Genomic DNA, 21,250 nt, shown 5'->3' with positions numbered 1-21,250 from the left:
TACTCGATCGGTAATACGGCCAACCAGACGTCCGCGACGGTGTGTTCGATGTCGCCGATCCCGGCGGGGTGGGTGATCACGAGTTCGTACAGCAGCAGCGGCTGCGCCGGTACGGGTGTGGCCTATTCGATCGGTAACACGGCCAACCAGACGTCCGCCACGGTGTGTTCGATGTCGCCGATCCCGGCGGGCTGGGTCGTCACCAGCTCGTACAGCAGCAGCGGCTGCCGCGGCACCGGTGTCGCCTACGCCATCGGCAAGATCACCACGCAGACGTACGCCACCGTGTGTTCCTTCTCCCCCATTCCGGCGGGGTGGGTCGTCGCGAGCCAGTACAGCAGCAGCAGTTGCGTCGGCAGCGGCGTCGTCTACACCATCAGGAAGGCCTGACCGGCCTGACCCTCGACGAACCCGGAACGTGTCGGTTCCGGCAGGCCGCCCCACCAGGTGACCTTCCGGCGGTCCGCGCGTGAGGGCAGGGCCTCTCGGCGGCTCGGGGGTGCGCCCTCGTCCTCCCGCCGCCGGGAGGCCCTGGTGTCGTTCACGGAGGAGGGCCCGCCGGCCCGGAGCCGCCCCGCCGTCCGACTCCCGGTGTCCACCGTTCGATCGTCGGAGGTTCCACCGTTCGGTTGTCGGACGGTGGATCCGCGGGCTGCGGCGGGCGCCGGAGACTGGGCGGAAAGCGGAGGACGCGGGGAGGCGAGGGGCGTGCGAGCCAGGCGGACCGGATGGACCGGACGGACCAGGGTGACAGCGAACCGGCGGGGGCCGGACACCGGGTGGAACCGGCACCGGGCGGACGCCGGGCGGAACCGGTGAGGCCGGGGGCGTCCGGTGGCGGGCCGGCGGTCGTGGTGTCGGAGCTGCGGGTGCGGTACGGCCGGAAGACCGTCGTGGACGGCATCTCCTTCGAGGTCGGGGAGGGCGAGATCTTCGGTGTCCTCGGCCCGAACGGGGCCGGGAAGACCACGACGGTGGAGTGCGTCGCCGGTCTGCGGGTGCCGGACGGCGGCAGCATCTCGGTGCTCGGGCTGGATCCGTGGCGGGACGCGGCCGGGCTGCGCCGGGTCCTGGGCGTGCAGTTGCAGAGCAGTGAACTGCCGGAGAAGCTGCGGGTCGCCGAGGCGATGGAGCTGTACGCCTCCTTCTACGAGGAGCCCGCCGACTGGCGTGAGCTGCTCGACCTGCTGGACTTGACGGAGGAGGCGGACAGCCCGTTCGGCCGGCTGTCCGGCGGGCAGCGGCAGCGGTTGTCGATCGGGCTGGCGCTGGTCGGCGACCCGAGGGTCGCGGTGCTGGACGAGCTGACCACCGGGCTGGACCCGTCGGCCCGGCGGGACACCTGGCAGCTGGTCGAGCGGGTCCGTGACCGGGGCATCACCGTCATTCTGGTCACGCACTTCCTGGAGGAGGCGGAGCGGCTCTGCGACCGGCTCGCCGTCGTCGACCGCGGCCGGATCGTGGCGCTGGACACCCCGGCCGGGCTGGTCGCCGCGGTGAACGCCGAGCAGCGGGTGCGCTTCCGGCCCACCAGCACGCTCGACGACGGACTCCTCGCCGCACTGCCGGAGGTGACCTCGGTGGAGCGGCACGGCGCGCAGGTGGTGGTCACGGGCACCGGCAACCTGGTGTACGCGGTGGCCTCGGCTCTGGCGCGGCGCGGGATCGTGGCGGCGGACCTGCGGGCCGAACCGGCCGGACTGGAGGACGCCTTCCTCGCCCTGACCGGACGCCGCTCCGACCCCCCGGCCCGGTAGCCGGGTGACTCCATGAGCACCTCGAAACGACCGAAGGAGACCCGGTGCGGGCGATGAAGCGGCTCACCCTCGTGGAGTTCAAGCTCTTCCTGCGCGATCCGGCCGCGTACTTCTGGACGCTGCTCTTCCCGGTCGCCCTGGTGGTGATCATCGGCAGTGTCCCGTCCTCCCGCGAGGTCGGTGCGGAACTCGGGCGGCGCGGCATCGACTACTTCACGCCCGTCCTGGTGGTGCTGTCCTTCGCGCTGACCGGACTGTTCATCACCCCGACGTACCTGGTGGGCTACCGGGAGAAGGGCGTGCTGCGGCGGCTGTCGACCACGCCGGTGGGCCCGGCGCGCGTCCTGGTCGCCCAACTCGTGGTCCAGACGACGGTCGTGGCCACCGCCACCGCCGCGGTGCTCGGCACCGCGGCGCTGCTCTGGGACGTCCGACTGCCCGCCAATCCGGGTGGGTTCCTGCTGGCCTTCGTGTTCTCCGGGCCGGCGGTCCTCGCCATCGGACTGTTCCTGGCCGCGGTGATCCGCACGGGGAGGGCCGCCACCGGCGCGGGCAGCATGCTCTTCTTCCCGTTGATGTTCTTCGCCGGGCTCTACGTGCCGCGCGAGCAGATGCCGGAGGCGGTCAACCGGATCGGGGACTACACGCCGCTGGGCGCCTCCGTGGTGGCGTTCGGCGATGCGGCGAGGGGCGACTGGCCGGCCCCGGCCGCCCTGCTGGTCCTGGCCGCGTACGCGGTGGTCCTCGGGGTCGCGGCGGCCCGGCTCTTCCGCTGGGAGTAGGTGAGGGCCGGTCAGCCGGTCAGCCGGTCAGCCGGTGGGGCCGGTGGGGCGGCGGGGTCACGTAGGGTCGCAGGGCACGAGGGGCTGGGGGACGATCATGACGACCGCGACGAGCGCGACGAGCGACGAACCGATCGACCTGGCCGGGGTCCGCCGCTACCTCGCCCCGCTGCCCCTGGTGCTGCTGGCCGTGGCCACCGTGCTGAGCTTCCTGCAGCCCGACGAGGGCGCGGCGAACGCGCGGCTGACGGTCGTCCCCCTGGTGGCGGTGACCACGGTGTGGACGCTCGCCATGTACACCCTGCGCCCGCGGGAGTGGAGCGCCCGCACCGGGCCGATGCTGACGTACGTGGCGGTCCAGCAGGTCCTGGCCGCGGTGCTGATGACGCAGCACCCGATCTTCTTCGTGTTCGCCGTGATCGGCTTCGTCCAGGCGTACGACCTGCTGCCGCCGCAGTGGGCCTTCGTCAGCGTCGGTGCCACCTCGTTGATGGTCAACCTGATCCCCGGCGGGATCCCCGACACCTCGAAGCGGATCGCGGTCGCCGCCGCCTCGGTGTGCCTGCAGACGCTGCTGATCGGCGTGTTCGGCAACCTCTCGTACCGTTTCAACGAGCGCAGTGAGGAGCGTCGTCGGCTGGTCGCCCGGCTGAAGAGCGTCATCGCGGAGAACAACGGCCTGCACGCCCAACTGCTCACCCAGGCCCGGGAGGCCGGTGTCCAGGACGAGCGGCAGCGGATGGCCCGGGAGATCCACGACACCATCGCCCAGGGTCTGGCGGGCATCGTCACCCAGCTCCAGGCCGCCGACCGGGCCCGGGAGCGGCCCGACCGGCGGGACTGGCACCTGGAGCAGGCCCGGACACTGGCCCGGGAGGGCCTCGCGGCGGCCCGCCGGTCGGTGGCGGCGCTGCGGCCGGTGGAACTGGACGAGGCCCATCTGCCCGGCGCCGTCCACGACCTCGCCCGGCGCTGGTCGGCCCTGCACGGCGTCCCCGCGTCGGTCGAGGCCACCGGGGACCCGGTGCCCTTGCTGACCGAGATCGAGGTGGCGCTCTTCCGGGTGGCCCAGGAGGCGCTCACCAACGTCGCCAAGCACGCCGCGGCCAGTAGGGTCGGGCTGACCATTTCCTACCTGGAGGACACCGTCATGCTGGACGTCCGCGACGACGGGGTCGGCTTCGACGCGCTCGCCCTGACCGGCCAGACGGACCCGCCACCCGGAGGCTCCGGCTATGGCTCCGGCTACGGCCTCCCCGGCCTGCGGCAGCGGCTGGAGCGGGTGCTGGGGACGCTGACCGTGGAGAGCGCACCGGGCGCGGGCACCGCCGTCAACGCGAGCGTGCCCGCGATCAGGCGGGGAGCGGGCGAATGAACGAACAGCCGCCACCGGTACGGCTGTTGATCGTCGACGACCATCCGATCGTGCGGGACGGCCTGCGCGGCGCGTTCACCGGGAGCCCCGAGTTCGAGGTGGTCGGCGAGGCCGGCAACGGCGCGGAAGCCCTCGACCTCGTCCCGGAGCTGAGGCCCGACCTGGTCCTGATGGACCTGCGGATGCCCGTGATGGACGGCGTCACCGCCATCCAGCGGCTCGGCCGGACGGCACCGGACGTCCGCGTCCTGGTGCTCACCACCTTCGACACCGACAACGACGTGCTGCCCGCCATCGAGGCCGGCGCCACCAGCTACCTGCTGAAGGACGCGCCCACCGAGGAACTCCTGCGCGCCGCCCGGGTGGCCGCGCGCGGCGAGGCGGTGCTGTCCCCGGCCATCACCAAGCGCCTGATGGACCGGGTGCGGCGACCGGGCAGCGGCGTGCTCAGCGCGCGCGAGCTCGACGTGCTGCGCCTGGTCGCGCACGGGGCCTCCAACAAGGAGGTGGCGAACGACCTGTTCGTCAGCGAGGCCAGCGTCAAGACGCACCTGCTGCGCATCTACGACAAGCTCGGTGTGCGCGACCGGGCGGGCGCCGTCGGCGAGGCATTCCGGCGCGGGCTGGTGACCTGACGCCGGGACGGCCCGGACGCCGGGCCGCCCCGGCGCCCGGGCCCGGTCTCACGAGTGGCCCTCGCCCGCAGAAAAGATTCCTCGCAGGACGGTGAGCAGGAGCGCGTCGTCGGCGGGCGGGTGCGGGGCCCGCCAGGCGATGTGGCCGTCGGGGCGGACGAGGAGCGCTGCGCACCGCGAGACGAACGCCGTCGGCAGTGGACGGACCGCGACGGGCAGACCGGCCGCGGCGGCGGCGTCCGCCTGCCGCTGCCAGGCGGCCTCCCCGGCGGGTGCCAGCAGGGTGAACCCGGGCCCGACCAGGTCCAGGGCGGACGCGGGCCCGGGCGGGTCGGTCAGCCGCAGGTGGGGGAGCCGGGTGCCGGGCACGCCGTCGAGGTGCGTGCCGTTGGGGTCTTCGCCGCCGGGCCGTGCGCGGTCCGGGTCCAGTGGTGGCCGGGCGGGGTCCTGTGGGTCGGACAGGACGGCGGCGGAGCGGTAGGCGGCCGTCAGCAGCAGCTCGTCGTCGATCCGGTAGCTCGTCCGTGCACGGGAGTTGGCGAGCGAGATCTCGATGACCTGCCGGGCCACCGGGCGGCGCTCGGCCTCGTACGTGTCCAGCAGCGCCTCGCCCGCCGTTCCGGCGACGACCGCCGCGAGCTTCCAGGCCAGGTTGTCCGCGTCGCCGAGGCCGGTGTTCATGCCGTGCCCACCGGTCGGGGGCACCACGTGGGCGGCGTCGCCCGCGAGCAGGACCTGGGAGCGGCGGTAGGCCGCGGCGAGCCGGGCGTCCATGCGCCAGGTCATGGTGTCGCGGACGGCGACCGGCAGGTCCGGCAGTCCGGCGGCGTCCCGGACGAGTGCGGCCAGGCGGCGGTGGTCGGTCGGGAGCGCCGTGGCGTCCTCGTCCTCGGGGTCGTAGGGGTGTTGGTAGATCCAGTGCCGGTCGTTGTCGACGGCGAGGAAGCCGCCGCGGCCCGGCGCGGTGAGGAAGTACGAGGCGCTGGCGCGGTCCGCGACGACCTCGCCGAGCGGGGCTTCGAAGCGGACGCTGAGGTAGTGGCCGAGGCCGGTCGGCCCCTCCATCGGGATCCCGGCTGTCTCCCGGACGGTGCTCGCCGCGCCGTCGCAGCCGACCAGCCAGTCCGCGCGCACGGTGTGCCGGTTGCCGGTGGCGCGGTCCTCCAGGAGCGCGTGCACGCCGTCGTCCTGCTCGGTGAAGGACACCAGCCGGGTGTCGAACCGTACGGCGTCCGGGGAGAGTTCGCGGGCGCGTCGGAACAGGACGGGCTCCAGCGCGTCCTGGGAGCAGATCAGCCCGGGGGAGGGGGTGCGTGCGGGGCTCCCGTCCGCCGCCGTGACGCCGGTGCGGACGAAGTCCGGGTCGACCAGGTCGCGGCCGCGGTAGAAGGACACCTGCTCCGCCGGGAGCCCGGCCCGCCGGACCTCCTCCTCCAGGCCGCACCGCCGGAACAGCTCCATCGAACGCGCCGACACCCCACGGGCCTTGGGGTGGCGCGAGGTGCCCGGGTGGGCCTCGGCCAGCAGGTGTGGCACGCCGTACCCGGACAGCAGGACCGACAGGGTCAGCCCGACCGGACCCCCGCCGACGACGAGGACGGACGTTGTCTCCGGGAACACCGCCGGGTTTCGCATGCCACCCCTCCGTAACGCTCATTGATTCAATTTGACGTTACCATGGTGGAGAGGCGACCACCCGAGACGAAGGCGACCCCATGGCGCAGACCCGGCCCGAGCCCCAGGACCCCGAGGACGGCAACCCCCGCGGCCTCCACTTCCTCACCGACCTCGCCAACACCGTCCGCGAGGACCCCGGCACGAGCGCCGCCGACCTCCGGGCACTCCTGGAACGCCACGGCGGCCCGCCCTTCCGGCTCACCGACGCCGACGCCCGCGAACTGCGCGAGGCCACCGCCGAGGTGATCGCCGTCCTCGACACCGACGACCCCGACCGGGCCGCCGAGGCGATCAACGACCTGCTCGACCGCCACCCGGCCCGCCCCCGCCTCGTCCGCCTGCCCGGCCGCCCGTGGTCGATGCACACCCGGGCCCCCGCCGACGCCGGCCTCACCCACTGGCTGCTCTCCACCGCCGCCCTCGCCCTCGGCCTCTGGCTCAGCGAGCGCGGCACCTGCGCCTGGGGGCGGTGCGCCGCCCCCGGCTGCGGGCGTCACTTCATCGACACCGGTCGCCGCACCCCGCAGCGCTACTGCAGCCCCCGCTGCGCCACCCGCGTCCGCGTAGCCGCCCACCGGGCCCAGCGGGCGGCGGACTCGACGCCGGGGCCCGGCGGCGCATGACCCGGCCCCGGCCGCCCTGCGGGGGTGCGGGCGTCCGGGGCCGGGAGTCAGGGTCCGTCGGTGCGTCAGTGCTGCAGGATCTCGCCCATGTAGCCGCCGCAGCCGTTGGTGGCGTAGCACCGAACCCGCCGCCGACACTCCGGACGACCCGTCGGCCCCCGCCGGCTAAGCCCTGTCCGGGGCGCGGGTGTCGAACTCACGGCCCGTGGTCGCACAACAGGCCGACCGCCGGGTGTGGTTGCGTCGGTGCGGGGCGGGCCGGTGGGGTGTGAGGGGCGTTCCGGGGCGGTCGGGGCGAGGTGCGCGGCCCGTGCGCCGGGCGGCGCCGTTGACGGTGGTCGTTCGTGTACGTCAGGCTCGGTGGACCGTCGGGGGCGGGCGGCGCGTCGGTTGTACCGCGTGTCCGGATGTCGCTCCCGGCCCGGTCGTCCACCGCACTCCCTGCCTGGAGGTACCGCCATGTCCATGCGCCGACTCGTCGCGCCCGGAACCGCCGTCGCCGCCCTGACCCTCGCCGCCCTGCTGTTCCCGGTCGCGGGCGCCCACGCCGCCCCGGCCGCCGACTCCTGCACCCAGAACTGGAGCATCAGCTCCGCCGAGGGCTACGCGAACGGGAAGTGGTGCAACTACAACACCAAGGTCGTCGGGACGGTGCACGACACCAAGGCGGACGGCCGCTGTCCGTTCGTGCGCGGCAACCTCTCCAACGGGGGCTACGTGGACAGCGATTGGGCGGGCGGCAAGGGGAAGTCCCGCGCCATCACGCTCTACGCCCCGTCGGGGACGCACTTCACCAGCGTCACCATGCGCTACATCGGCTGCTGACGGAGGTACGGGGCGGGCCTCTTCGGGGGAGGCCCGCCCCGGAACCTCCCCGGCCAGGGCCACCGCTACCGGCCGTCGGGCCGGGCGGGCCGGGCGAGTTGCGGGAGATAGTGCGCCAGGTACGCCGGGGTCCGCAGCCCGCGCAGCTCGTCGAGGGGGACCAGGCGGACGGCCCGGCCCCCGCTGAGGACCAGGCCGGACTCCGGCCCGGCGTACGTCCCGTGGAGCACGACGGTGGACTCGTGGAGGCCGGGGTGCCGGGGGTCGGGGAGGGCACGCAGCCCGTCGACCCGGACGCCGGCCTGCTCCAGCACCTCCCGCGCGCCGGTCTCGTACGCGGTCTCCCGGCCCTCGCGCCGACCGCCGATCGCGGTCCACAGGCCGGGGTGAGCGGTGCCCGGCCCGTCGTCGCGCAGGTTCAGCAGGAGGCGTCCGCCGTCCGGGCCGGTCACGAACGCGACGACGCCCTCGAAGTCCCGTGCGACGCCGTGCCGGTCGACGGCGCCGGTCGCCGGGCGCTCGCCGTAGAGGGTGAGGCCGGAGCGGCGGGCGCGGTCGACCAGCAGCAGCCGGCCGTAGTCGGCCGGCCGCATGACGGAGTGCCAGTCGTGCAGGCTCCGGGTGGCCCATTCGGTGTGCTCGTGGGAGAGCCGGATCCGGCGCAGTTGCCCGTCGTCGAGCCGTCCGCCCCAGAAGACGTGGCCGGTCTGGTGCAGCGGCCAGTAGGCGCCGGGGGAGAAGTGCACCACGGCGAGCAGCTGTTGGCGGGCGACGACCTCGGGGTTCTCGGCCGCGAGGTCGAGGCCGAGTTCCTCCCGGGCCTCGCGCAGCGCGGTGTCCCACGGGGATTCGCCGGGGTCGGTGTCGCCGCCGGGGAACTGCCAGCGGTCCGGGTCGAGGGCGTTGCGCAGGCACAGCGCCCGCCCGGCGGAGTCGGTGAAGTAGAACGACCCGTACAGGTTGGACAGGGCGATGTCGCGCACGTACCGGCTGATCGGCCGCCAGCCGGGCTGTGCCCGGTGCCGGTGCACGAAGGCGAGGACGTCGCGGTAGCCGTCGCTGGTCGGCGGCGGGTCGGCGAGGTCGGCCCAGGCGAAGCGGTCGTGCTCGGTGAGGGTCACCGGGGTGCCGTCGGGCACGGTGGTGGTGAAGACGAACTGGCGGAACCTGCGGCCCCCGGCGTCGGTGAAGTCCAGCGTCCGCAGGTACTCCAGGTCCTCGGGGCCGGCCGTGATGCCGGTCTCCTCGACCAGCTCGCGCAGCGCGCCGGCCCGTACGGCCTCGCCGGGTTCCAGGCCGCCGGCCGGGTAGTCCCAGAACCCGGGGAGCGCGTCGTCGGCGCGGCGGCGCAGCACCAGCACCCGTCCGGAGGCGTCGAGGACGACCACGCCGACGGCCAGTCGATCGAATCCCAGGGCGAGCGCCCGTCGGGCCAGGAGGTCGTAGTCGATCACGGTGTGCCGCCTTCCGTAGGGTCGTTTCCAGCCGGTGCCCTACCCACCCCGCCGGCGGCCGCAACGGGTGCCGCGCCCGGTCCGCCGGTCGCCGGCAGGGGGCGGCGGCCGCGACGACCCCGGTGCCGCCGGGTGGAACCGGGCCCGGCCGCTCTCCTGACCGGGAAAAGGAAATCCGGCCCTTCGGAGAGCCGAAGGACCGGATAACCGGAGAACCGGATTGCCGGGGGATCCCGGCGACCGCCCGTCAGAGCCGCTCGGGCACCGGGTTGCCGACCGCCTCGATGGCGCGGCGGAGCGGGACCTTCACGAGCACCGCGAAGCCGATCACGAAGAACACCAGCAGCGAGATGATCGCCGAGCGGTAGCTGCCGGTGATCTGGTATGCGAGGCCGAACACCAGCGGGCCCATCCAGCTGGTGCCGCGGTCGCTGACCTTGTAGAGGCTGAAGTACTCGGCCTCCCGGCCGGCCGGGATGAGGTGGGAGAACAGCGAGCGCGAGAGCGCCTGGCTGCCGCCGAGGACCAGGCCGATCATGCAGGCCAGCGCGTAGAACCAGGCGGGCTGGTGGGCGGGCATGAAGTAGCCGAGGGCGAGGGTGATCACCCAGCCGACCAGCGAGCCCAGGATGGTCCGCTTGGCGCCGTGCCGCTGGGCGATCCGGCCGAGCAGCAGGGCGCCGCCGATCGCCACCACCTGGACCAGGAGGACGGCGGTGACCAGGGAGGTCTGCTCCATGCCGAGTTCCTCGCTGCCGTAGAGCGAGGCCTGGGAGACGACGGTCTGGATGCCGTCGTTGTAGCAGAGGAAGGCGGCGAGGTAGAGCAGCGTGAGCGGGTGCTTGCGCATGCCCTTCAGGGTGCGGCCGAGTTCGCGCAGGCTCCCGGCGGCGGGCTGGTCGGCCTTGGCCGCGGCCCGCTCGGGCGTGAGGCCGGCCCGGGAGGGCAGCCGCAGCATGGGGACGATCGTGAACAGGGCCCACCACAGCCCGGCCGAGGCCAGGCAGATCCGCACGGCCGTGCCGGAGGAGACACCGAGCGCGTCGTGGCCCTCGAACAGCGCCAGGTTGGCGATCAGCAGCAGTCCGCCGCCCGCGTAGCCGTAGGCCCAGCCCTTGGAGGAGACGGCGTCCCGTTCGTCGGGCGCGGCCAGGCCGGGGAGGTAGGCGTAGGACAGCGCGACCGACACCGCGTACGCGATGTTGGCGACCACCAGCAGCGCGCCGCCGAGGAGGTAGCGGTCGCCGTCGAGGAAGAACATCCCCACCGTGGCGAGCGCCCCGACGTACGCGAAACCGCACATCAGTTCCTTGTGCCGCCCGGTGCGGTCGGCGACGGTGCCGGTCAGCAGCATCACCGCGACCGAGACCAGCACGGAGAAGGAGACCGTGTACGGGAAGAACGATCCTGCGCGGATCGACAGCCCGAGCGGGTGCACGTCCCCGGAGGCGTCGGCGGCGTTCTTGGCCACCGAGGTCAGGTACGGCCCGAGGAACACCGTCAGGACGGTGGCGGAGAAGGCGGCGTTCGCCCAGTCGTTGATGTACCAGCCGAACTGCATCCGGCGCAGGGCCCGGCTGTCGGCGTCGTCCGCCGGGGTGGTCGCCGGGTCGGCTGCCGGGCCGGCCGGTGGATCGTCCGGCAGGTGCGTCGCCGAGTTCGTGGTGCTCATGGGTTCCCCATCACCGTGCTGGAGCCGGTACTGCCGTCCGTCCAGCAGCCGCGCTCGCCGAGGACGTCCCGGAGGACGTCGATGCGATCGGCCATGATGCCATCCACACCGAGGTCGAGGAGAGCCCTGATCCGTGTGGGATCGTCCACAGTCCAGACGTGGACCTGCAGGCCGAGGCGGTGGGCGGCCCTGACGAAGGCCCGGTCGACGACCCGTACGCCCCGGTGCCGCTCCGGCACCTGCGCGCAGATCCCGGCGTACGGCGCCCCGCGCCCGGGCAGCAGCGGCCCGGCCAGCGAGCGCAGCCGCAGCCGGGCCACCTCGCGCGGGCCGAGCGAGGTGGCGAGCCGGGGGCCGGCGGCGGCGCGGACGGCGGCCAGTCGGCTGTCGGAGAAGCCGCCGACGCAGACCCGGTCCCAGGCGCCGGTCCGGCGGACCGCCTCGACCAGCGGGGCGACGGCCGGCGCCGCCTTGACGTCGATGTTGAAGCGGGCCCCGGGGAACGCGTCGAGCAGGTCCTCCAGCAGCGGCACCGGTTCGGTGCCGCCGATCCGGGCCTGCCTGACGGTCTCCCAGGGCAGCTCCGCCACCGTTCCGGCGCGGTCGGTGACCCGGTCGAGTCGGGAGTCGTGGAACGCCACCAGTACGCCGTCGCGGGTGGCGTGCACGTCCGTCTCCAGGTAGCGGTACCCGAGCGCGACGGCGGCCTCGAACGCCGCCAGCGAGTTCTCGGGATGCCCGAGGTCGCCGCCCCGGTGCGCGAAGGCCAGCGGCCCCGGATGGTCGAGGAAGGCGTGCATGTGGTGCTCCGAGCTGCAGGAAAGGGGAGGCCGCGTCGTCCGCTCCGCCGCCGTCCCGGAGCGCGCGCGTTACAGTATTACGCACTCTGTCAAGCGGTAATGCGTGTCCTCGCCGCCCCTGCCGCGATGAAGCCGCTGACCGAAGCAGAGATCCGTGCCGCGTTCCTGAACTGCACCAAGGGCGAGGCCAAGCGCCTGCACGTCCCCCGCGACCTGGCCGAACGCCCCTGGGGGGATCTCGACTTCCTCGGCTGGCGGGACCCGCAGGCCCCCGACCGGGCCTACCTCGCCACCGAGCTGGACGGCCGTCCGGCGGCCGTTGCGCTGCGCAGCCCCGCCGCGGCCTCCTGGCAGGCGCGGCGCAGCATGTGCTCGATCTGCGTGACCACTCACACCGGCGGGGTCTCGCTGATGGTCGCCGCGAAGGCGGGTAGGGCCGGGCAGCAGGGCAACTCCGTGGGGGCCTACATCTGCAGTGACCTCGCCTGCCCGCTGTACGTCCGGGGGCTGAAGGACGCCGGCGCGGGCGTGGTCGTACACGAGTCGCTCACGCGGGAGGAGAAGGTCCGGCGATCCGTCGCCAATCTCGCCGCGTTCATCGCGAAGGTCACGGCATGACCCGTGCATGATTTCTTTTGATACTGGACATGACAGAGTTTCGGGCGAGGCGGACTTCCGCGTCAGAGGTCGTGCAGGAATCAACATTTCGGGGGCATTTCGCGCCCCGCGATCGATCGGGTGTCTTTATCTTGTGACCTCGGCCACAGCGGGAATACCTGTCGCACTTTTCGACAGTGGCCGATTTCATGGCCGAAATGCTGCGCAGTGGCTTGATGTCATCTGACTATTCGTCAGAAGTTCGGATTTGATGGCAGTGTGTGTGTAGCCGTACCACCTTCTGACCTGGTGCACACCGATCGTGTACACGATGACGAATGGCTGAACTGTGCGCATGACCCGTTCGGATCGCAACGAAGCGACCACGCGGCCCCGCCTCACCGGCGGAAGTCTCGCCCTCCAGGAGTTCTCCGAGCTCGCCGGCAACGTCGGCGGCTACCCCTATGTGAAAATCGTGCTCGACCGCGCCGAGTCGGTGCTGCACTTCATCGACGGCGCGGACGGCACGCTCCACGTCCGCTACATCGCGTGCGAGATCCTCGGCATGACGATCGACGAACTCGCCGGTCGGCTTGATTCGTTCAATGACGATGTCTACCGGAATCCCGACCGCCGTTTCCAACTCGGCACCCTCGCCCTGCACACCCGGGGCGGTTCGGCCGCGGAAACGGACGACGGCCGGGCGGCCGACGCCTTCCTCTCGCTGGAGACCGTCGACGTCGACACCATGTCCGCGGACATGCTGCGCTCCTTCTACCACCGGGTCCGCGAGCACATCGACCCGTCGCTGCCGCTGGTCCTCAAGCCGGCCAACCACCGGCAGGAGGGCTACGTCGCCGCGATCCCGGAGAGCGAGATACCGCGCGTCCTGTCCCACGAGCTCTACTCCACGGCCGCGTTCGTGCCGCTGAACCCCGGACAGGCCCACGGGCGGCTGCGGGTGTTCCGCTCCGAGGCGGAGTACCGGGCCGACCCCGAGCCGCTGGCGTGGCACGACATCGTGGTGATGCCCCGGGTGCCCGAGGACGTCCCCCGGGTGTCCGGCATCATCCACACCGAACACACCACCCCGCTCTCCCACATCAACGTGATGGCCGCCGGGTGGCGGATCCCCAACGCCGTCGGCATCGGCGCCCTCGACCGGATCGAGCGGGCCGGACTGGCCGGCGGGTGGGTCCACTACCGGGTCGACACCGACGCCACCGACCTCCACCTCGACGCCGCGCCGCCGCGTGCGGCCGGCGACCGGCCGGAACCGGCACCGGGGGAACGGGTCACCGTGGACCTGCCCGACCTCACGCCCACCCCCGTCACCCCGCTCACCGAACTGCGGGCCGGCGACCACGTCCGCTTCGGCACCAAGGCCGCCAACCTCGGCGAACTCACCCACCTGCTGCAGCACGGCTCCCCGCGCTGGCTCGGGTTCTACCGCGTCCCGCGGCCGCCCCGCGACAACCTGCTGCGCTACCTCGCCCGGCAACTCGGCCTCCCGGAGGACGCGGACGCCGCCGAGCTGGACTGCGCCGCGCAGCGCCTGGTGAAGGAGTACGCCCACGTGCCGCGCGGGATCGTGCTGCCGTTCTCCCTCCAGCAGCACTTCCTGGACTCCTCGCCGGAACTGCGCGAGGCCCTCGACCGGCTCGACTCCGCGCTCGGGGACGACTCCGCGCTCGGGGACGACTCCGTGCTCGGGGACGATCCCGCGCCCCGGGACGGGACGGCGGGCGTCGACGGACTCTGCCTCGACGCGCAGCGGCTGATCCGCACCACCCCGCTGCCCGACCCGGTCCGCACCGAGATCGACCGGGCACTCGACCGGCACCTGTACGGCGCGCCCGTCCTGGTCGTCCGGAGCTCCTCCAACGCCGAGGACCTGGCCGGCTTCTCGGCCGCCGGACTCTACGAGTCGGTGGCGCACGTCAGCGGCACGGACGCGGTCGCCGACGCGGTCCGGGAGGTGTGGGCCTCGCTGCTGTCGCCGCGCGCCGTACGGCTGCGGCACCAGGCCGGCATCCCGCTGGACCACTGCCGCATGGGCGTGGTCGTCCAGGAACAGGTCGGCGCCACCGTCGGCGGCGTCCTGGTCACCTGCAACCCGCTGAGCCCGCGGGACTTCCGCAGCGTCTACCTCAACATCTCGCCGCGCTCGGTGACCGAGGTGGTCACCGGCGAGGGAGCCCCGCTCCAGTACCTCTGCAACACCATGGAGGGCGGCAGCCGCACCGTCTCGCTGGGCACCGCCGCCGCCGACCTGGACACCGCGACCAAGGAGGTCGTGGGCCGGCTCGCCCTGATCAGCCGGCTGCTGCAGTCGCACTTCTCGCCCGACGAGAGCCACTCCGCCCCGATCGACATCGAGTGGGCGATCGAGGGCGACCGGGTCAACCTGCTGCAGCTGCGGCCCTTCCGCACCGCCGGCTGACCCCGGGCCGGGCGCGCCGCCACGGCCGGCCGACCCACGGCCGGGCGGTGGCCCCCGCCCGGCCGTGCGACCGTCGCCGCCCGCGAGCGCACCGCCCGCAACCGCATCACCCGCGGCCGCACCGGCCGACCGGGCCCGGGGCCGACCGTGCCCCGGGCCGAGTGAACTTCCTTCAGGAGAAAGCACCGTGAAACGGATCCTGTACGTCTACGTCAAGGGCGGAGCCCCGCTCGAGTACGCCTTCCCCCGGATCGCCGACTGCGGGGAACTGCACGTCCTCGCGCTGGCGCCGCTGCCCACCACCGCCGAGGAGGTGTGGCGGCCCCGCTGCACCGGCATCGAGCTGGTCCCGGAGGCGCCGCGCGGCGACGCCCTGGTCGACCTGATCGTGGAGCACGCCGAGTCCATCGGCGCCGACGCGGTGCTGACGCTCTCGGAGTTCGCGGTGCTGGCCGTCGCGCACGCCGCGAGCCGGCTCGGCCTGGCCGGACCGGGCGAGGGGATCGTCCGGGCCCGTGACAAGCGGCTGATGCGGGAGGCCTGGGCCGCCGCAGGGGTGCCGATCCCCGGGTTCCGCCGGGTCGACAGCCTCGCGGACCTGGACGCCGCGCTGGCCGAGTTCACGCCCCCGCTGCTGCTCAAGCCCGCCTGGGGCGCCGGTTCGGTCGCCCAGATCGTGCTCGACTCCGCCGCGGACGCCGCCCCGGCGTGGGGCGAGATCGAGCGCGGACTGCAGGCCGGCAGCCGGGTCGGCATGAACGAGCTCTACGCCCCGGACACCGACCGGGACCGACTGGTCGAGGAGATCGCCCAGGGATCCACCGAGGGCTGGTACGAGGAGCCCGGCTACGGCGACTACGTGAGCGTGGAGGGGATCGTCGCGGACGGCGTGTACCGTCCGCTGGCCATCACCGCCAAACTGCCGACCGTGCCGTCCTTCGTCGAGGTGGCCAGCACCTCGCCCTCCGTCATGGCGGTGCCGCTGCAACGCCGGATCGAGGAGGTCTCGCGGCAGGCCGTCGACGCGCTCGGCCTGGAGAACTGCGGCACCCACACCGAGCTCAAGCTGATGAAGGACGGCGAGCTGGTGGTCATCGAGACCGCGGCCCGCTTCGGCGGCCTGCTGACGACCCGGCAGGTCCACGAGGTGTTCGGACTCGACCCGATCGGGATGCTCGTCCGCCAGCTGCTCGGCGAGCCGGTCGACTACCCCGAGGCCATGCTCACCGAGGGGGTCCGGGCCGCCGCCTCGGTCGCCGTCGTCCCGGCCGACGCGTTCGGCCTGCCCTGGCGCACCCGGCCGGTGTGGAACCCCCGGGCCGTGGACTGGTCGAGCCTGCTGTCCCCGGGCAGCATCATCGAGGCCGTCCCCGGCTTCGCCATGCCGGCCGGGCAGCCGGTGCCCGCCTTCGACCCCTCCGCGGGTTCTCGCAACTGGCTCGGGGTCTACCTGCTCAGCGCCGTCGACGCCGACACCCTGCAGCGCGACTGCAACGCGGTGCTGAACGGCCTGGAAGCGGCCCTGCACCGCGCCGCCGACCAGGCCGCCGACCCGGCCGCCGACCGCTGATCCCGTCCGTCCCCTGCTGAGGAATCCGATGCGTGTACTGTTCGCCGGCGCGCCCGGCGTCGGCCATCTCTTCCCGCTGGTCCCGTTGGCCCGGGCGATGCGCGAACTCGGCCACGAGGTCGCGGTGGCCTCGATGGACGGCGGCGAGCCGGTCGCCGAGTCCGGGCTGCCCTACCTGCCGCTCGCCCCCGGCGTCGACTGGCGCCGGGAGATCCGGGAGGCCGGCCGCACCGAGCGGCCCGACCTGATGCGGCGGGTCGTCGAGACCAACGCGGCCGACCGCGAGGCGTTCGTCCCGCTGGCCGCCCACGTCAACAGCAGGGTGGCCGACGCGACCGTCGACCTCGCCGCGCGGTGGCGGCCCGACCTGGTGATCCACGAGTACCTGTTCCCGGTCGCCCTCCTCGCGGCGACCGCCCTGGGCGTGCCCGCCGTCCAGCACGACCTCGGATTCGTCCGCACCCCCGGGCTGCGCGCGCTGATGCTCGCGGAGATGGCCGACACCTTCGCCCGACACGGAATCGACCCACTGCCCGAACCGGCCACCACCGTCGACCTCGCCCCGCCGAGCATGGCCGGGGCCGAACGGTACGGCTGCACGCTGCGGCCCGTCGCCTACAACGGCGAAGGCGCCCTCCCCGAGCCCCTGGCCGCAACCGCCCACCGCCCGCGGGTGGCGGTCACGCTCGGCACCGTACCGCCCAAGACCGACGGCCTGACCAGGATCGAGCGGGTGATCGCGGCCGCCGCCGAGGTCGACGCCGACTTCGTCCTGGCCACCGGCGAACTCGACCTCGCCACGCTCGGCACCCTGCCCGACAACGTCCACGCGTACGGCTGGGTACCCTGGCGGGCCCTGCTGGGCACCAGCGCCGCCGCGATCCACCACGGCGGCAGCGGCACCGCGCTCGCCGCCCTCGACGCGGGCGTCCCGCAACTCGCCCTGCCCGACGGCTCCGACCGCTTCATCAACGCCGAGGCGGTCCGCGACCGCGGCGCCGGTCTCAGCGCGGGCGCCGAGGAGATCGGCCCGGAACTCCTGGACCGCCTGCTCACCGACGCGGCCCTGGCCCGGACAGCCCGCGAGGTCAGTGCCGAGATCGCGGCGATGCCGGGCCCGGTGGAGGTGGCGGAACGCCTCGCGGGTCTCGTCGGCTGAGGCCGCCGGGACAGCCGGGCCGAGGCCGGTCGGCGGGGGCCAGGACCCCCGCCGGCCGGGCCCGGTGGGCCACTCCGGGCCTCCCGGCGGGGCCACTTCCCGTCGGGCCGTCCCTGTGCGAGGCTGCCGACCGAGCGGTCCGGCCGTCGGACGGGGGAGGAACCAGACATGCCCGAGCAGGGCCCGGAGCACTCGCGCGGCTTCCGAACCGTCAACCGGATCAGTGGTGAGGTCAACGGCCCGGTGATCCAGGCGGACATGATCATCGGTGACATCCACGTGGGGCCCGACGGCGTTCGGCACCAGGGTGTGGCTCCGGTGGTCTCCGTCGAGCTGTTCGGCACCAGCAGCACCTTCGTCTCCTACGAGGCCGACGACCAGCGGTTGAGGAACGTCTGCGTCGGGGTGAAGGTGCTGGTCGAGGGTCTCACGGCGCAGGCGGTCGTGCTGCGCGGGCTGCGGCCCGTCATCGACGCGCGCAGGCCGGCGCGTCCGGCCGCCATCACCGCCGGGATGGCCGCACCCCTCGGGGAGCGGGGCTTCGAGGTCGATCTGGACGCCGAATCCCCGCTGCTCGTCGCGGCATCTCCGGGGGTTCCTGACTTCCCCTACACGGTCACCAACGGTGACCCGGAGCTGTTCGCGATCGCACCCCGCTCGTCGTTCGAGGTCGACTGGCACCTCGAACTCGACTGGACCAGCGCCGGGCGCAGCGGCACGGTCGTCATCGACCGGGGCGGCCACCCGTTCGAATTCCTGCCCGAGCCGACGGCCTGGGCGCCACCGCCACCGCCGTCGGCGACGACCGCTGTCGGGCCCTGGGCGCCACCGGTCGCCGGTGGGGCCCGGCCGCCGTCCCGCCTCGCCGATCCCGATGTCCGGACGTGAACTCCGGCTCAGGGAAGGGGCGCTGAGCCCGGCACACCGAAGACCTGGCACACCGAAGAGCGGCACACCGAAGAGCCGGCGCGCCGAACATCCGAGGCGCGCGTGCCCGCCGTCACCTACCCCGGCGAGCTCAGGACAGGTCCCAGGCCTGGATCGTCAACAACCGGTCGGCCGGACACGCGGCGATCCGCTCCGGATCCGACTCCATCGCGCGGATCACCCGGGAGAACGGCCCGGAACCGGCACCCGGCACCGCGCCGGCGGCGAACAGCGGCAGGACGTGCTCCGCACGGGCCGTGTAGCGGTTCGGGTAGCCGCCGTGCAGCAGCTGTTCGGCCTTGCCCGCGGCCACCAATTCCTCGACCCAGCCGATCCCGCTCACGCCGACCTCCCACGTCGCGAGGAGCGCCGCCCGGAACTGCTCGCGGCCGGCCCGGTCGATCTCCTCGGGGGCCAGTTCCGTCACGCCGATCCACCAGCCGAGCATGATTCCGACCCCTCCCCGTCGACGGCACTCGTGCGGAAGCCTACTGCGGGGGAGGTGAGTTGTCGGTGCCGTGCGGTGGAGCGGGGTCCGACCCACGACCCGCCGGGTACGGCCCGGAGGTGCCCGGCGGCCCGCCCGTACGTCCGCTCCGGTTCCGGCCCCGTCCACTCCGCCCGTCCACCCCGCCTGTTGGCCCCGCCCGTTCGCCCTGCCCGTTCGCCCTGCCCGTTCACCCCGGCGGGCGACCGTCGGCTCAGGCGACCAGGTCGGGCAGCCGGGCCCCCGGCGGGCGGGACACCGATCCGGCCGGCAGCTCCCGGCCGAGCCGGAGCAGCGCCTCCACCGGAACGCCGTACGTCAGGACGCGGTCCGCGTCCCGGGTGTGCTGGACCGCCGGGTCCAGGACGCCGGGGAACCGGGTCCGGGTGCAGGTGCGCAGTTGGACGGCCGCGACCCACGGCAGGGCCATGCCGATGCCCGCGTAGGCGCGGGCGCGACCGTCGGGCCAGGTCGGGTCGAGGGCGTGGCCGTCGCCGTCCACGCACCAGGCGTGGTGGGTCACGGCGCCGTCGTCCTCGATCACGTAGCCCTCGACGTACGCCAGGGCGGGCGACCTGCGCGCGATGCGCCAGGCGTTGCGGAAGCTGGCGCCGCCGTTGCCCCGGCGGGGCATGCCGGCCGGCCAGGGGGACGGGCTCTGCAGCCGCCCCTGGGCGAGGACCACGGCCTCGGCGGTCAGCGCGCCGCGTGAGGCCGCAGCCCGCAGCGCGTCGACAAGGACCCGCTCGTGGCGGGAGGTTCCGGCGTTCACGGTGGAGGACACGCTGGTCAGTCTTCTCAACCCCCAAGGGCGGCGCGAGAAGTACTACGCCATCCGATGCCGCGGCCCGCCCTACACGGCGCCGAGGAAGCCCGGGTCGCCCGGCCCCAGCCGTCCCGCGAACTCGGCCGCGACCCCGAGGACTTCGCGCATCGGCACGGCCCGCCGGGTCGTGGCGGAGAGGTCCGTCTGCGCCTCCTCGGACCACAGGAACGGGTAGACGGTGATGCCCTGCGAGGGGGCGAGCTCCCCGGCCTCGGTACGCCAGCCGGGCCAGCGCAGCCCCTCGTAGAACGCCTCCGGGCCGCCCGAGAGGAGCCAGGACACCCAGGCGGAGTGGCCCATGTCCAGGGCCTCCCACTCCAGTGTGTCGGGGGCGAAGTAGGTCATCTGCCCCGGCACGCCCGGACGGCCCGCCGCCGCGGGGTCGTGGCCGTTGAGCGTGAAGACGCCGCCCACGGCGTCGTGGCCGACCACCAGACCGGTCGCCGGGTGCCAGGCCGGGTCGAACGCGCCGGGGAACCCGTTGACCTGCCCCAGGCTCGGCAGGCCGCCCTCCGCGGCCGGGCCGCCGCCGAAGACGCGCACCCAGCCGTGGTCCAGGAGCATTCCGCCGGTGTTCAGCACCAGGGAGCCGAGCACGGAACGGGCGGTGACCTGCAACTGCAGCAGGCAGCGGCGCCCCTCCTCGCGGTCGGCGGGCAGCACCCGGGCGGGCACCGGACTCCCCGCGAGCGCCGCCTGCAGCTCCGGCCACGCCGGATCGTCCACCTCGGTCAGTTCGTCGATCGCGCGCATCCGAGGATGATCGCACCGCGCTGGGGTGTTGCGGCGGGCGGGGTCACGCCCTGATCGCCACCGGCGCCGCGAGGACGCGCGCCGCAGCTCCTCCCGGCGGCCGATCTGCCGGACGAGCGCAGCCCGGTCGTGCGCGGGGGCCGCGTGCTCCCCGTTCACCGGCCAGGGCACCAGCGTGGCCCTGACCGCCGCCTACGTCCTGGCCGGCGAGCTGCACGCGGCGGACGGCGACCACGGCACCGCGTACCCGGTCTACGAGCGGCGGCTGCGCGGCCACGTGGCGGCCAGCCAGGCCGTCCTGGAGCCGACCACCCGCTACGACGGCGACGGGCGCGACCGACCGAGGGACGGCACGGCCGTCGGGCCGGAGCCGGAGGCGGCCCTCCGCGCCGCCACCGCCTTCGACCTGCCCGACTACTGACGGACCGACAGCCGGGGGCGTCCCGGGCGGTCCGCCGGCCGGGACCGGCGTGAGCTCAGCCCGCGAAGGGGTCCTCCAGCACCGGGACGCACGGCGACAGCAGCGCCTCGGTGTGCTCGGTGACCCGGCCCCGGACCATCCGGAGGACCCGGACGTCGTTCCCGTGCGCGCCGTCCTCGTCATCGCGCACGTGCAGCAGGCCGTACGAGCCGGGTGCGCGCTCGCCGACCTCGCGGAAGAGGTCGAGGAGCGACGGGGCTGGGTGGTTCGGCTGGCCGCCGAGGTGGAGGAAGAGCGACCCGTTCATCCACCGCAGGTCGAGCAGGTACGGGGAGGCGAGGTCGTCGATCCGCCGCTGGATGCCGTCCGCGATCTCCCGCAGTCGGGCTTCGACGACGCGGATGTCGTCGTCCTCGGCTTCGGCGGTTTCCAGGACGTTGATCCACCCGTGGTACTCGAACATGGCA

The 21,250-nt window shown here is 73.8% G+C and carries 20 protein-coding genes and 1 pseudogene; 13 read left to right on the top strand and 8 right to left on the bottom strand.

All coding sequences use genetic code 11. The features are described from left to right. The 5 genes and pseudogenes from AB0D10_RS05920 to AB0D10_RS05900 all read left to right on the top strand — a co-directional run. Positions 1 to 390: pseudogene (locus AB0D10_RS05920) on the top strand (hypothetical protein); the annotation flags it as partial. Between the two features lie 479 nt (positions 391 to 869). Continuing rightward, on the top strand, positions 870 to 1,757 hold the full coding sequence (locus tag AB0D10_RS05915) for an ABC transporter ATP-binding protein (RefSeq protein ID WP_360251944.1): 888 nt from the start codon (positions 870 to 872) through the stop codon (positions 1,755 to 1,757). 53 nt (positions 1,758 to 1,810) lie between these two features. Further along, the gene (locus AB0D10_RS05910) at positions 1,811 to 2,539 is read left to right on the top strand and encodes an ABC transporter permease (RefSeq protein WP_360252435.1); all 729 of its coding nucleotides are present in this window, start codon (positions 1,811 to 1,813) and stop codon (positions 2,537 to 2,539) included. A gap of 97 nt (positions 2,540 to 2,636) precedes the next feature. Then, positions 2,637 to 3,914: a sensor histidine kinase gene (locus AB0D10_RS05905; protein WP_360251941.1), complete on the top strand. Its 1,278-nt coding sequence runs from the start codon at positions 2,637 to 2,639 to the stop codon at positions 3,912 to 3,914. Beyond that, positions 3,911 to 4,549, top strand: coding sequence for a response regulator transcription factor (locus AB0D10_RS05900; RefSeq protein WP_360251938.1), 639 nt, complete (start codon positions 3,911 to 3,913; stop codon positions 4,547 to 4,549). Before AB0D10_RS05905 ends, AB0D10_RS05900 begins: the two co-directional genes overlap by 4 nt. A gap of 48 nt (positions 4,550 to 4,597) precedes the next feature. Here AB0D10_RS05900 and AB0D10_RS05895 read toward each other — a convergent pair whose 3' ends face one another. Then, positions 4,598 to 6,184 (bottom strand): FAD-dependent monooxygenase, encoded by a 1,587-nt coding sequence (locus AB0D10_RS05895; protein ID WP_360251935.1) that lies wholly within the window; start codon positions 6,182 to 6,184, stop codon positions 4,598 to 4,600. 80 nt (positions 6,185 to 6,264) lie between these two features. Between AB0D10_RS05895 and AB0D10_RS05890 the strand changes: the two genes are divergently transcribed. Together AB0D10_RS05890 and AB0D10_RS05885 are read left to right on the top strand one after the other, a co-directional pair. Further along, positions 6,265 to 6,849: a CGNR zinc finger domain-containing protein gene (locus AB0D10_RS05890; protein ID WP_360251932.1), complete on the top strand. Its 585-nt coding sequence runs from the start codon at positions 6,265 to 6,267 to the stop codon at positions 6,847 to 6,849. 459 nt (positions 6,850 to 7,308) lie between these two features. Continuing rightward, complete coding sequence (locus tag AB0D10_RS05885; protein WP_360251929.1) at positions 7,309 to 7,674, top strand: hypothetical protein; 366 nt, start codon at positions 7,309 to 7,311, stop codon at positions 7,672 to 7,674. Positions 7,675 to 7,739: 65 nt separating this feature from the next. Here AB0D10_RS05885 and AB0D10_RS05880 read toward each other — a convergent pair whose 3' ends face one another. From AB0D10_RS05880 to AB0D10_RS05870, 3 genes are all read right to left on the bottom strand, one after another. Next, entirely contained in the window at positions 7,740 to 9,128 is a 1,389-nt protein-coding gene (locus tag AB0D10_RS05880; RefSeq protein ID WP_360251926.1) for an NUDIX hydrolase, read from the bottom strand. 247 nt (positions 9,129 to 9,375) lie between these two features. Further along, the gene (locus AB0D10_RS05875) at positions 9,376 to 10,689 is read right to left on the bottom strand and encodes an MFS transporter (RefSeq protein ID WP_360252432.1); all 1,314 of its coding nucleotides are present in this window, start codon (positions 10,687 to 10,689) and stop codon (positions 9,376 to 9,378) included. Positions 10,690 to 10,796: 107 nt separating this feature from the next. Further along, positions 10,797 to 11,600: a glycerophosphodiester phosphodiesterase gene (locus AB0D10_RS05870; protein ID WP_360251923.1), complete on the bottom strand. Its 804-nt coding sequence runs from the start codon at positions 11,598 to 11,600 to the stop codon at positions 10,797 to 10,799. A gap of 126 nt (positions 11,601 to 11,726) precedes the next feature. On the opposite strand from AB0D10_RS05870, the gene AB0D10_RS05865 reads away from it, so the two are divergent. The 5 genes from AB0D10_RS05865 to AB0D10_RS05845 all read left to right on the top strand — a co-directional run bounded on the left by AB0D10_RS05865 (position 11,727) and on the right by AB0D10_RS05845 (position 18,257). Continuing rightward, the gene (locus AB0D10_RS05865) at positions 11,727 to 12,218 is read left to right on the top strand and encodes an FBP domain-containing protein (RefSeq protein WP_360252429.1); all 492 of its coding nucleotides are present in this window, start codon (positions 11,727 to 11,729) and stop codon (positions 12,216 to 12,218) included. Positions 12,219 to 12,552: 334 nt separating this feature from the next. Further along, positions 12,553 to 14,640 (top strand): PEP/pyruvate-binding domain-containing protein, encoded by a 2,088-nt coding sequence (locus AB0D10_RS05860; RefSeq protein WP_360251920.1) that lies wholly within the window; start codon positions 12,553 to 12,555, stop codon positions 14,638 to 14,640. 187 nt (positions 14,641 to 14,827) lie between these two features. Continuing rightward, positions 14,828 to 16,210, top strand: a complete 1,383-nt coding sequence (locus AB0D10_RS05855; RefSeq protein ID WP_360251917.1) for an ATP-grasp domain-containing protein — start codon at positions 14,828 to 14,830, stop codon at positions 16,208 to 16,210. Between the two features lie 28 nt (positions 16,211 to 16,238). Further along, complete coding sequence (locus AB0D10_RS05850) at positions 16,239 to 17,369, top strand: nucleotide disphospho-sugar-binding domain-containing protein (RefSeq protein ID WP_360251915.1); 1,131 nt, start codon at positions 16,239 to 16,241, stop codon at positions 17,367 to 17,369. A 168-nt stretch (positions 17,370 to 17,537) separates the two neighbouring features. Further along, positions 17,538 to 18,257: a hypothetical protein gene (locus AB0D10_RS05845; protein WP_360251912.1), complete on the top strand. Its 720-nt coding sequence runs from the start codon at positions 17,538 to 17,540 to the stop codon at positions 18,255 to 18,257. A 130-nt stretch (positions 18,258 to 18,387) separates the two neighbouring features. Here AB0D10_RS05845 and AB0D10_RS05840 read toward each other — a convergent pair whose 3' ends face one another. From AB0D10_RS05840 to AB0D10_RS05830, 3 genes are all read right to left on the bottom strand, one after another. Then, positions 18,388 to 18,744 carry a hypothetical protein gene (locus tag AB0D10_RS05840; protein WP_360251909.1) on the bottom strand — a complete coding sequence of 119 codons (357 nt, stop codon included), beginning with the start codon at positions 18,742 to 18,744 and terminating at the stop codon, positions 18,388 to 18,390. A gap of 253 nt (positions 18,745 to 18,997) precedes the next feature. Then, entirely contained in the window at positions 18,998 to 19,567 is a 570-nt protein-coding gene (locus AB0D10_RS05835) for a hypothetical protein (protein WP_360251906.1), read from the bottom strand. Between the two features lie 69 nt (positions 19,568 to 19,636). Beyond that, positions 19,637 to 20,362 carry a DUF2625 family protein gene (locus AB0D10_RS05830; protein WP_360251903.1) on the bottom strand — a complete coding sequence of 242 codons (726 nt, stop codon included), beginning with the start codon at positions 20,360 to 20,362 and terminating at the stop codon, positions 19,637 to 19,639. A gap of 175 nt (positions 20,363 to 20,537) precedes the next feature. Between AB0D10_RS05830 and AB0D10_RS05825 the strand changes: the two genes are divergently transcribed. Then, a complete protein-coding gene (locus tag AB0D10_RS05825) occupies positions 20,538 to 20,783 on the top strand; it encodes a hypothetical protein (RefSeq protein ID WP_360251900.1) in 246 nt (81 codons plus the stop codon). Between the two features lie 55 nt (positions 20,784 to 20,838). Here the strand turns inward: AB0D10_RS05825 and AB0D10_RS05820 are convergent, their stop codons facing one another. After that, positions 20,839 to 21,246 (bottom strand): Imm7 family immunity protein, encoded by a 408-nt coding sequence (locus tag AB0D10_RS05820; RefSeq protein ID WP_360251897.1) that lies wholly within the window; start codon positions 21,244 to 21,246, stop codon positions 20,839 to 20,841. Positions 21,247 to 21,250: the final 4 nt, after the last annotated feature.

It is taken from the genome of Kitasatospora sp. NPDC048545 (assembly GCF_040651155.1).
GTDB lineage: Bacteria > Actinomycetota > Actinomycetes > Streptomycetales > Streptomycetaceae > Kitasatospora.
Note: the sequence above shows the minus strand (reverse complement) of the source record. Positions and strands in the feature narration are given on the sequence as shown.